The sequence below is a fragment of the Paenibacillus tianmuensis genome (assembly GCF_900100345.1).
Classification (GTDB): Bacteria; Bacillota; Bacilli; order Paenibacillales; family NBRC-103111; genus Paenibacillus_G; species Paenibacillus_G tianmuensis.
On record NZ_FMTT01000001.1, the window covers coordinates 227,989 to 239,730 of the forward strand.

The window sequence follows — 11,742 nt, forward strand, 5'->3', positions numbered from 1 at the left end:
CGGAGCGGGCGGAGTTGTTCCGGAGAAACGTCAGGCCGGGGTGGAACAGCGAACGGAAGATCGATCCGCTCGTGAAGCGGCTTGTTGATTCAGCGGATTGTAAAAGGAGGGAGAGGAAGCTATGAAAGTGTTATTTGCCGCGTCAGAAGCCGTGCCTTTTGTCAAGACGGGAGGACTTGCCGATGTCATCGGCTCGCTGCCTAAGGAGCTGGCGAAGCAGGGGATCGACGTCCGGGTCATCCTGCCCAAGTACGAGGACATTCCGGCACGTTTCACGGAGCAGATGGAAAACGTCGCTTCCTTTACTCTCCAGATGGGCTGGAGAAGCTTATACTGCGGCATCCAGAAGCTGGAGCATGACGGGATCACGTTTTATTTTGTCGACAACGAATATTATTTCCGGCGGAAGGGCTGTTACGGCTACGGTGACGATTCGGAACGATTTGCCTTCTACTGCCGCGCGGTGCTTGATGCTCTGCCGCATATCGATTATATGCCGGACCTGCTTCACTGCCACGACTGGCAGGCCGGCATGATTCCGGTGCTGTACAAGGCGCATTTCAGCCATCAGCCGCTGTTCTCCCATCTCAAAACGATCGTTACGATTCACAATTTGAAATATCAGGGTGTCTTCGGCAAGGAACAGTTCCAGGACTTTTTTGCTTTGGGCGTGGAGCATCTGCACGGGTATGCGCTGGAAATGCACGGCGGGGCGAGCTTCCTGAAGGGCGGCTTGCTGTACTCGGATTATATTACGACCGTCAGCCCGACGTACGCGGAAGAAATCCAAACGCCCTATTACGGGGAGCATCTCGACGGGCTGCTGCGCAGCCAAAGCGGCCGGCTGCAAGGCATACTGAACGGGATTGATTACGAGGAATTCGATCCGATGACGGACTCGCATCTGGAGGTCAACTATCGGGATTCTTATGCGAAAAAGCAGGCGAACAAGCTGAAGCTGCAGGAGCGGCTGGGCCTGCCGGTTGACAAGGATATGCCGTTGATCGCGCTGGTAACGCGCCTGGTCGACCAGAAGGGGCTTGCGCTCATCGACCGGGTGATCGCCGACCTGATGGCGCTTGACGCGCAGTGGGTCGTGCTGGGTACCGGAGAGCCGCGGTTCGAGGACCTGTTCCGCTGGGCCGCAGGCGCGTTTCCGGACAAGCTGTCGGCGCAAATTTTGTTCAACGAAGCGCTGGCCCGCCAAATTTATGCCGGGTCAGATCTGTTTTTGATGCCCTCGCTGTTCGAGCCGTGCGGGATCGGCCAGTTGATCGCGATGCGGTACTGTTCCGTCCCGATCGTCCGCGAGACTGGCGGGTTGCGGGACACCGTGACGCCTTATGACGAAACGACCGGGGAAGGGGCCGGCTTCAGCTTTGCGAATTATAACGCCCATGACATGCTGTTCACGATCGAACGCGCCGTCCGGTTATATCGGGAGCCGGGCGTATGGACGAACCTGATGAACAATATCAAGAAAAAAGATTTCAGCTGGCACAAATCGGCTCAGCAATATGCCGACTTGTATCGTCAACTGGCAGTGGCATCTGAAGTTGAGTAGTGAGCGAACCAGCATCTTTCGTATAAATGGAGGAAGGCCGGGCAGCGCCTTGCATGTGCGCGTACCCGGCCTTCTTTTTTGGATTAGGCGCCGTCAGGCCCCTCTTCATAGTACATGGTTTCCTTGTTAAAGGAGCGGTTAATCGCCAGAAAGGCGTGCAGCAGTTCGAATAGCTCGGCTTGGTTCAGCATCAACGCCGGCTTGCCTTCCGACTCTGCAGTATCCGAAACCTGAAACAGGATCGACTTGTACGTCGGATTCATCTGAATCTCGAACTGGTCTTTTTTTAGCACGCTTTCCCACATCGTCTCATCCAACCCTTTCGCTTTCGATGGTCGCCCCGCCAATGGAACGCTGTTTCCTACGATATGCGCCGTCCTGTGAATATATTCCCGCTAGATTCTCCGTTCAGGTTTTATCCCCGCCGCGCCTCCAAAAAATAATTCTTGACGAAAACGAATAGACGAGTAAAATTTTTAGTATAGAATTATTTTAATCTGAATAGTATTTTCTAAGACTATTTTTTTACTCCAAAAGTTGCACTTGGACAACAAATTTAGCCCGGGACATGAATGTTAGATGGTGACATCATTTTTTGACTGGGGCATCTTGTTGCTGGAATATATACAGATTGAGGTGTGAACCATGAACGAAGAACTGGGAGTACAAACAAGAGTCGAACAAAGCCCGAGAGCAGAAAAAAAAGAGCGTTCGGAGAACAGCAGCGGCTGGAGATTGGAAAGAACGCAGCATTCGCTGCCTGAAGTATACCGTTCCTTGAAAATCCCGAAGAGTGGAAGCTGGATCAAAAAGTTTCTGGCCTTTGCCGGACCTGGTTACTTGGTTGCCGTAGGGTATATGGACCCGGGGAACTGGGCTACGGATATTGCCGGAGGCTCCTTGTTCGGTTATTCGCTGCTATCGGTCATTTTGATCTCGAATCTGATGGCGATCCTGCTGCAGGCGCTTGCCGGAAAGCTCGGAATCGTCACCGGGCGGGATCTTGCCCAAGCATGCCGCGACCATTACAGTAAGCCGGTCTCGATGATGCTGTGGGTGCTGTGCGAGCTGGCTATTGCGGCGTGCGATCTGGCCGAGGTGATCGGCTCCGCCATTGCGCTGCAGCTGCTGTTCGGCATCCCGTTGCTGTACGGGGTCATGATCACCGTGCTGGACGTGCTGCTTGTGCTGCTGCTGCAAAACAAAGGCTTCCGTTACATCGAAACGTTGGTGATCGTGCTGATCGTGACGATTGGCGCCTGCTTCGCGGTCGAAATCTTTTTGTCCAAGCCGGACATTGGCGGTATCGCCCGGGGGTTCGTTCCGACGACGCAGATCATCACCAATCCGGCGATGCTGTACATTGCCATCGGAATATTGGGCGCGACCGTCATGCCGCATAACCTGTACCTTCATTCGTCGATCGTTCAAACGCGGCAATTCGAGCAGACGACGGCCGGGAAGCGGCAGGCGATCAAATACGCCACTTGGGACTCGACCATCGCTTTGTTTTTCGCGTTATTCATTAATGCGGCGATTCTGATCTTGTCGGCTGCGACATTTCACCGGGCAGGCTTAACCAAAGTGGCAGAAATCAACGACGCTTATCAACTATTGACACCGCTGCTGGGAACCGCCCTCGGAAGTATTTTATTCGGCGTAGCGCTTCTGGCTTCCGGACAAAACTCGACGTTAACCGGGACGCTGGCCGGACAAATCGTCATGGAAGGCTTTCTTAACTTCCGGATGCCTTCCTGGCTGCGCCGTTTGATCACGCGGCTCATCGCGGTCATCCCTGCCGTCATCGTCACGGCAATTGCGGGAGAGAGCGGGACGGCGAAGCTGCTCATTCTCAGCCAAGTTATTTTATCGTTCCAACTGGCGTTCGCCGTCATCCCTCTCGTTAAGTTTACGAGCGACAAGAAAAAAATGGGCGAGTTCGTCAACGCTCCGTGGCTTACGGTCTTATCGTGGATTGTCGCGATCTTTATCGCCATCTTGAACATTTACTTGCTTTATAAAACGTTCGCGGGCTGACCGCTTGGGAATAGGAATGCTCTACATTACGCTATGATTGGTTCTTTTATACCAGAGTATTTTCCTGTATAGTGAAATGAAAAATGCAATTTCCGATGGCAGGAGCTGGAACAGAGGATGATCAAGATTGTTTCTCTCAATGTAGGCAAACCGCAATCCGTTCCGTTTGAGAAAAAAGAAGTGTCCACGGGCATTTACAAGCATCCGGTCGCGGGCGAGGTGTTCCTGTCTTCTCTGAATTTCGACGGGGACGGACAGGCGGATCTTGTGCATCATGGCGGTAAGGACAAAGCGGTGTGCGTCTATCCTTACGAGCATTATGCTTATTGGTCCGAGCGGCTCGGAAGAAAGCTGCAACATGGCGCATTCGGAGAGAATCTGACGACGCAAGGCTTACTGGAAGACGAAGTCTGTATCGGGGATACATTCCAGGTGGGCGAGGCCGTTCTGCAGGTCAGCCAGCCGCGGCAGCCTTGCTTCAAGCTGTCGGTCAAATACGGCGTGCCCGAGCTGCCGCTCTGGGTGCAGAACACCGGCTATACCGGCTATTACTTCCGGGTACTGCAGGAAGGGAACGTCGCCGCAGGAGACGAGCCAATCTTGCTGGAACGTCATCCACACGGCAGAACGGTTACGTTCGCCAACCGTATTATGCATCATGAGAAGCAAAACATAGAAGGAATGCGCGCTATGCTGGCCGTTGAGCGGTTGTCCGACAGCTGGCGTAACACGTTCGAGAAACGGCTGGGCGGTATCGAAACCGATACGAAGGAACGGTTGACAGGTCAAGTGTAAGGAGCCGGATCTGCGGCTTCGGCTTCATGAAAAAAGGACGTGTCCCCATGCTATAAAAGCATGGGGCGCGTCCTTTTTGCAATACAGATTAAAGCCATGTGGTTTTATCGGCGAACGGCGTTCGCTTCGTTGGCGCAGCATCGCCTTCGGGATAGCCTACGCAAAGCGTAGCTATGATTTTTTGCCCTTCCGTCGCACCTGCAAAACGGCGAAGCCGTTCGTCCCGGACCAAACCGACGCCCCGGGTTCTCCAAACCATCCCTAGGCCAAGCTCGCCAGCCGCGAGCCACATGGAATGGATGGCGCAGGCGACGGCGTATTCGTTGTCCTCGGACGCTTCCGCATCGCCCGGCACGATATCCGACGCAACAATAATAAGAAGCGGCGTGTTTCGGACCGCCGTCATGGAAGCTTCGACCAGCTCCGGCTTCGTAGGAAACCGCTCCTGAAGGAAGGCAAGCGCCAGCGCGGCGTAGCGCTCTTTGGCCTCGCCCCGCACCACATAGAAGTGCCACGGCTCCCTAAGCCGGTCGTTCGGCGCTGAAGTCGCGGCCTCCAGCAGCTGTTCGATTTTTTCCGTTTCAACTTCACGGGCTTGAAAATTGCGCACGGCTCTACGGCGGCGCAGCGCTTCCGCAATCGTATGATTCATGAGTTCCATTCCTCCAAACCGGTCCGATAAATGATGATATTAATGAATGATGATCAACCATTATTGTATGCTTTTTCCGGCATGTTTTCAATCCGCAGCTACAGCTCCTGCCCGGTTGCCTCGGACAAGGCCCAATGCTACAATGAGAGAACCATAAGGTCCGCTGGGCAGTGAAAAAGGTGGCTGGGAACTTGAGCATCTTCGGAAAATTATACTTCGTGCTTTCGTTTATCAATATCATGTTTGCATTTGCCGTCATCTTCCTGGAGCGACGAAATATCGGAGTTACGTGGGCGTGGCTGATGGTCCTGCTGTTTTTACCGGGGATCGGATTCGTCGCCTATTTGCTGTTCGGGCAAAACCTCAGCAAGCGCAAAATTTATAAAGCGCAGGAAGAGCAGCTGCATAACATGGCGCGATTGGTAGAGAAGCAGATTGAAACGGTCGCCCTGCGCCGGATCGAATTCCACGATCCGGTTATGGCCGATTACCATGATATGATTTATATGAATTTGCAGAACGGCTACGCCTTTTTTACACAGGATAACCGGATTAATATTTTTACGGAAGGCAACCGCAAATTCGACTCGCTTTTCAAGACGATCGCCGGGGCGAAGCATCACATTCATCTGATGTACTACATCGTTCGGGACGACGGATTGGGCCGGAGGCTGATCGCCGCGCTCAGTGAAAAGGCGAAGGAAGGCGTGCAGGTTCGTTTTTTATATGATGATATCGGGTGTGCGGGACTATCCAAGCATTTCTTCAAGCCGCTTCTGGCGGCCAGTGGGCAGGCATCCGCCTTTTTCCCGTCACGCATTCCGTATGTGAACATGCGACTGAACTTCCGGAATCACCGGAAGCTGGCGATTATCGACGGAACGTGTGGATACATCGGCGGCTTTAATGTTGGAGACGAATATCTGGGGTTGGATTCAAGATTCGGCCCGTGGCGGGATACGCATCTGCGAATCGAAGGCAGCTCCGTCCTGCAGATGCAGGCGCAGTTCATTATGGATTGGAATCTGGCTTCGCGAATCAAGCTGAACCGAATCGAGGAGTATTTCCCCTTGCCGCCTCACGAGGGGGATGCAGGGGTGCAAATTTTGTCGAGCGGGCCCAACAACGACCGGGAGCAGATCAAGAACGCCTATATTAAAGTGATCAACTCCGCCAAGGAGTCCGTTTATTTGCAGACGCCGTATTTTATTCCCGACGAAAGTCTGCTGAATGCGTTGAAGATGGCCGCGTTATCCGGGGTCGACATCAAAGTTATGCTTCCTGCCGTACCCGACCATAAAATCGTGTACTGGGCGTCATTCTCGTATTTGGGCGATTTGCTCGATGTCGGCGTCAAGTGCTACTTGTATCACCAGGGCTTCATACATGCCAAGACGATCGTGGCCGACGGCAAGGTTGGTTCCGTCGGAACGGCCAATATCGATATCCGCAGCTTCAAGCTTAATTTTGAAGTCAATGCCTTAATATACGGAGGAAAGACCGCATCCAAGTTGAAAAAAATATTTGAGCACGATTTGAAGCACTGCACGGAATTGACGCTGGAGCGGTATTACAGCCGTCCCCGCTTTCACCGCGCGCGGGAATCGGTCACCCGGCTGCTGTCGCCAATCCTGTAGATCGCAATCCTGCCGTCCGTGTCCCTGAGACGCCATCAATTCCCTCGTATAGACTCGCCTCCCCATTTTCAAAATAGGAGGGAGGAGGGATTGCATGGGCAAATCATGGCAAAGCATCGTATGGACGATATCCGTCTTGCTGTTCGTTGCAGGAGCGGCTGCTTCCTGCAGTCAACCGCAACCGAAAAGCCGGATCAACTCGAATGCGCCGGGTGAACAAGCGGCCTTGCCGCCTACGCCCGACAGCAGCGTACGCATGAAGGGAGCCAGCGGCGCCAAATCGTGGCGTACAACGGCCGATGCCATTATCGCGGAAGGCGTCAAGTATATGGGAACTCCTTACGTCTATGGGACGGAACGATTTGAGGACAAAGCGTTCGATTGCTCGTCCTATGTTCAATATTTGTACGGTCACCACGGGATCTCGTTAGGCTACAACGCCAGAGAGCAAGCGGTACAAGGACCAGAAATTGCATTCATGAACATGCGGCGGGGCGACTTGATGTTTTTCTCGGACGAAGATTTTCCGAATGAAACGGGTCTCAATAAAGTCAGACATGTAGGGATTTATATGGGGGAAGGAAAAATTCTTCATACGTACCAGCCCGGAATCGGCGTGGTGATCAGCAATATTCATAAGGACGAGAAAGAAGGAGAGTACTGGTATCAGCATTTCTTGTTCGCGCGGCGGGTTATTCCGGATTGAGAATGGGAGATTTTTTTATCAAAATTGAAGAAAATGAAGTTTTGCTCCATAATGATTGTGTACGGCCAAGCGATATAAACGATAAAGGACAGACCGGGCGGAAGTTCACTCGGCTGTCCTTTTGTTGTTGTGGGCGGCTTCTCCCGGCAGTATCCATTCGCTCGATTGACGGAACATCGGCTCGAACGGTACTAAAATTTTGATCGGCAGGGGGTACGGATCGCGGATGCATTGCAGCATCGTTTTGGCGGCAACGACGCCGATCTCGTACGTCGGAATATGGATCGTGGACAGCGGCGGAATCGTGTAGCGCGACGGCTCGTTGTCGTCGAAGCCAACGATGGCGAACTCGCTCGGCATGCGGTAGCCCTTCTCGGCAATCGCCCGCATCGCCGCCATGGCCATCATGTCGCTTGCGGCAAAAACCGCCGTCGGTAAATCTTCGACGTGCTCGTCCAAATACCGCAGCATGAGCTGATACGAGTCGTTCGGCTCCCATCCGGCGTCGATGACCCGCTGCGCCCGAAGCGGCAGCCCCGCCTGTTCTAAAGCCGTCTGGTACCCCCGGTAGCGCTTCTCCCTCTCGAATTTCCCGGAGCGTCCGGTGCCTCCGATAAACAAAATGTCTCGGTGGCCTTGTTCGATTAGATGGTGGACGGCCTGCCGCGCCGCTTCCACTCGGTCGTACGATATCGTTGGAATGTCGGGGTCCGAAACGTCGATGCCGACGAGATGACGCACATGCTTTTTCAGATGGTTGTATAATTTGGCCTCGATGCCCCCGATGACGATCAATCCCTCGACCTGGCTATCCTGAACGGCATGCTTCAACATTTCCGGCTTTTTCAGTTCTTCCTGCGTATATGTGAAGGCGACTTTATAGCCGTGCTTGGCCAGCTCTTTCTCAATGCCGTCGCAAATGACCGAGAAGTAAGGGTGATAGTGGCGGTTCTGAATCGTCGAAACGACACAGCCGATGCCTCGCGTAGCTCTGCCGTCGGTGCCGGACGATTTGATCTGATAGCCGAGCTCCCGGGCGGCGTCCCATATTTTTTGCTTGGTTGCGGTATTCACGGTCCGGTTGGCGTCGTTGGCCAAGACGCGGGACACCGTGGAGACGGATACGCCGACGCGGTCTGCGATATCTTTCAGTGTTGGCATAACATAACCCCGCTTCTGATCGGATAATGAGGGAATTTTGCCGCAAATTCTACGGTTCATGTTACGCAAAACGACGCGCCAGGTCAAACGATTTGATCACTACAAAACGAAACTATTTTTGCAATACTTGCCGCGAATAACTGAAAGTAATGGTTTACCGGACGGTTACGGCTCGATGCCGTACTGCTCGATCTTCCGGTACAGCGTCGTCCGGCCGATGTCGAGGAGGGCGGCGGATTTGCTCAGGTTCCAGCCGGTCGACTTCAGCGCCCGTCGGATCGCTCCGATTTCCGCATCTCTTAATGTCGGCACGGTCGGGCCGTCATGCCGGAACTCGACGACATCCGTTTGGTCGAGCTCGTCAAAGTGCAGATGCTCGGGGCGGATCGGCCCTTCTCCTGCGAGAAACGAAGCCTGTATCAAAATACCATGGAGCTCGCGGATATTGCCGGGCCAGCCGTAGCGCAGCAGCTTGTGCTTCGTTTCTTCCGGCAGCTGGCGGTGGGGGCAGCCGTTCTTATGCAGCCAATGCTCGACGAGCGTCAGCAGATCGGATCGTTCCCGTAAGGAAGGCAGCGTGATCTGGATGCCCTTCAGCCGGTAGTACAAGTCCGCGCGGAAGCGCCCTTCCTTGATTTCAAGCGGCAAATGCTTGTGCGTGGCCGCGACGATCCGCACATCGATGCGTCTCGATTTGGTACTGCCCACGGGCGTGACGGTACGCTCCTGCAGCACGCGCAGCAGCGCCGCCTGTGCGCGCAGCGACATATCCCCGATCTCGTCCAAAAAAATCGTCCCTGTATGCGCCGCCTCGAATTTTCCCGTACTGCCCTCCCGATTTGCTCCCGTGAATGCTCCTCGCTCGTAGCCGAACCATTCGCTTTCCACCAGACTATCCGGAATCGCGCCGCAGTTGACGGCAATGAAAGGTCGGTCCGCCCGCAGACTTGCCGAGTGGATCGATTGGGCGAACAGCTCTTTGCCCGTACCGCTTTCACCGAGAAGAAGGACGGGAATATCGGTGAGTGCTGCTTTGGAGGCCAGTTCTTTCTTTTCCTCGAAATTGAGGCATGTCCCGGCGATGTCGGAGAAGCTGTAGAGGCCGTGCCGGCTTCCTTGCGGCTTACGGACTGCTACGGAGCGCCAGACGGTACGGCTGCTGTCCTGAATGGTTTGGACGGAAAAGCCCTCGATGCCGGTGAACGGCTTGCCGAGCGCATCTTTGCCTACGGCCCGCAGCGCCGCCTGATTCGCCCGAATGATCCGATTATCCCTGTCGAGCGACAGCAGGGGGAGCGGGTTATGGCTGGCGGTAAATTCAAGCTCTTGAAGCGTAACGAGATGATCCTGCTTCGCTTCCTCCAGCAGCAGCCGGTTTTGCAGCGATTCCGCGACCATGACGGCAAGGGTGAGACTGTAGTGGTGGTAGCTCTCCCGCCTGCCGCTGAAATTGATCACGCCGATCAATTCGCCTGTCGGACTGAAGATCGGGGAAGAAGCGCAGGTGAGAAAAGCGTTGGCCCGGTAGAAATGCTCCGCCGCATGGACGCGGATGGGAATTTTGTCGGTGATGGCGATGCCGATCGCATTGGTGCCTTTGCGTTGCTCGTCCCATACAGCCCCGACCTGAAGCTGAACGGCTTCCGCCCGTTTCGAAAAGCCGGGGTCCCCGGCAGCATGCAGAATGCAGCCTTGGGCATCGATAAGCAAGGCCGTTTGGCCGGACTGCTGAATAAAAGGTTCGATGGTGTCGAAAATTTGCGAGGCATGACGAACAAGTGTTGTGTTTTCTTTCAATCGCTCATGAAAGAGCTTTCCGGTCAGCAGACGGTCATCAAACGGGTCGGTCGGCTTCAGTCCGTACTGCTGGCAGCGCTTCCATGAGCTGGCTACAACCTCCGAATAAGTCTGAATGTCCAAGGATGACAAGAAAGACACCTCCGGAAACATCAATATAGGTATAGAATATCACAACCTGCGAAGGTTCACCATTTGTTCACGGCAATTGTTCTATTTTGAACCAGAAAGAACGGAGGGAGTGTTCCGGAATGAAACAACTTTTAATAAAACGCTTTCAAACATTCCTTGTGTGACGCAGCTCACACATATTGGCACGCTTTTTGCTTTATTTATAGCGAAGTCAAAAAGTTTTCAAGGGGAGGAATTCATCAGATGAAAGCGGCCGTTGTGAATGAGTTTCACCAGCAATTGGAGATTAAAGACGTACCCGTGCCGGAGATCGGCTACGGCGAAGTGCTCGTCAAGATGAAAGCGTGCGGGGTTTGCCATACCGACCTGCATGCCGCTCACGGAGATTGGCCGGTCAAACCGAAGCTGCCGCTTATTCCCGGACATGAAGGCGTCGGCGAAATCGTGGCGCTGGGAGAAGGCGTGACTTCGCTTAAGCTGGGAGACCGCGTCGGAATTCCTTGGCTCTATTCCGCGTGCGGCGAATGCGATTATTGCTTGACAGGGTGGGAGACGCTCTGCAAAAACCAGCTCAACGCAGGGTATTCGGTCGACGGCGGGTATGCTGAGTACTGCAAAGCGCCGGCTGCTTATGTGGCGAAAATTCCGGATAGCATAAGCTACGTGGACGCGGCTCCAATCTTCTGCGCAGGCGTGACGACGTATAAAGCGCTTAAGGTGACGGGGGCGAAGCCCGGCGAGTGGGTTGCCATTTACGGCATCGGCGGACTCGGCCATGTTGCGCTCCAGTATGCCAAAGCGATGGGCTACCATGTGGTCGCCGTCGATATTCATGACGATAAGCTGGAGCTTGCTATGGCTTTGGGAGCCGACTTGACCGTCAACGGGCAGAAGGAAGACCCTACGGAAGCGATTGAGCGGGAAATCGGAGGTGCGCATGCCGCGATCAGCGTCGCCGTGACGCCGAAAGCGTTCGAGCAGGCTTACCGCTCAGTTCGGCGTGGCGGCACGCTGGTCGTCGTCGGACTGCCGAATGCGGATTTGCCGATCCCGATTTTTGACACTGTGTTGAACGGCGTAACAGTCAAGGGCTCGATTGTCGGCTCGCGAAAAGATTTGCAGGAAGCGCTGGATTTTGCGGCCCGGGGGAAGGTGAAGACGAATATCGAGACGCAGCCGCTGGACCGGATCAATGAAGTGTTAGACCGGCTGCAAAAAGGTCAGGTCAATGGACGTGTCGTCCTGACGCTCGATTAACGGT

The 11,742-nt window shown here is 54.3% G+C and carries 10 protein-coding genes; 6 read left to right on the forward strand and 4 right to left on the reverse strand.

Going from position 1 to position 11,742, the window contains the following annotated elements:
- The first annotated feature begins 121 nt into the window (after positions 1-121).
- Positions 122-1,564 carry a glycogen synthase GlgA gene (glgA, locus tag BLO51_RS01215; protein ID WP_090665953.1) on the forward strand — a complete coding sequence of 481 codons (1,443 nt, stop codon included), beginning with the start codon at positions 122-124 and terminating at the stop codon, positions 1,562-1,564.
- 83 nt (positions 1,565-1,647) lie between these two features.
- Here glgA and BLO51_RS01220 read toward each other — a convergent pair whose 3' ends face one another.
- On the reverse strand, positions 1,648-1,911 hold the full coding sequence (locus BLO51_RS01220) for a hypothetical protein (protein WP_245719480.1): 264 nt from the start codon (positions 1,909-1,911) through the stop codon (positions 1,648-1,650).
- 388 nt (positions 1,912-2,299) lie between these two features.
- On the opposite strand from BLO51_RS01220, the gene BLO51_RS01225 reads away from it, so the two are divergent.
- Positions 2,300-3,601: an Nramp family divalent metal transporter gene (locus BLO51_RS01225; protein ID WP_090666184.1), complete on the forward strand. Its 1,302-nt coding sequence runs from the start codon at positions 2,300-2,302 to the stop codon at positions 3,599-3,601.
- 117 nt (positions 3,602-3,718) lie between these two features.
- Positions 3,719-4,396, forward strand: coding sequence for an MOSC domain-containing protein (locus tag BLO51_RS01230; protein WP_090665957.1), 678 nt, complete (start codon positions 3,719-3,721; stop codon positions 4,394-4,396).
- 88 nt (positions 4,397-4,484) lie between these two features.
- Here the strand turns inward: BLO51_RS01230 and BLO51_RS01235 are convergent, their stop codons facing one another.
- Entirely contained in the window at positions 4,485-5,048 is a 564-nt protein-coding gene (locus BLO51_RS01235) for a nitroreductase family protein (RefSeq protein ID WP_090665960.1), read from the reverse strand.
- A gap of 191 nt (positions 5,049-5,239) precedes the next feature.
- Here BLO51_RS01235 and cls point away from each other — a divergent pair, with 191 nt between their 5' ends.
- Positions 5,240-6,685, forward strand: coding sequence for a cardiolipin synthase (gene cls, locus BLO51_RS01240; protein WP_090665963.1), 1,446 nt, complete (start codon positions 5,240-5,242; stop codon positions 6,683-6,685).
- Positions 6,686-6,779: 94 nt separating this feature from the next.
- A complete protein-coding gene (locus BLO51_RS01245) occupies positions 6,780-7,391 on the forward strand; it encodes a C40 family peptidase (RefSeq protein WP_245719481.1) in 612 nt (203 codons plus the stop codon).
- 105 nt (positions 7,392-7,496) lie between these two features.
- Here BLO51_RS01245 and BLO51_RS01250 read toward each other — a convergent pair whose 3' ends face one another.
- Both BLO51_RS01250 and BLO51_RS01255 read right to left on the reverse strand, forming a co-directional pair.
- Positions 7,497-8,552 (reverse strand): LacI family DNA-binding transcriptional regulator, encoded by a 1,056-nt coding sequence (locus tag BLO51_RS01250; protein ID WP_090665965.1) that lies wholly within the window; start codon positions 8,550-8,552, stop codon positions 7,497-7,499.
- A 165-nt stretch (positions 8,553-8,717) separates the two neighbouring features.
- A complete protein-coding gene (locus tag BLO51_RS01255; protein ID WP_245719482.1) occupies positions 8,718-10,481 on the reverse strand; it encodes a sigma-54-dependent Fis family transcriptional regulator in 1,764 nt (587 codons plus the stop codon).
- Positions 10,482-10,724: 243 nt separating this feature from the next.
- Between BLO51_RS01255 and adhP the strand changes: the two genes are divergently transcribed.
- Positions 10,725-11,738 (forward strand): alcohol dehydrogenase AdhP, encoded by a 1,014-nt coding sequence (adhP, locus tag BLO51_RS01260; RefSeq protein WP_090665967.1) that lies wholly within the window; start codon positions 10,725-10,727, stop codon positions 11,736-11,738.
- Positions 11,739-11,742 lie beyond the last annotated feature (4 nt).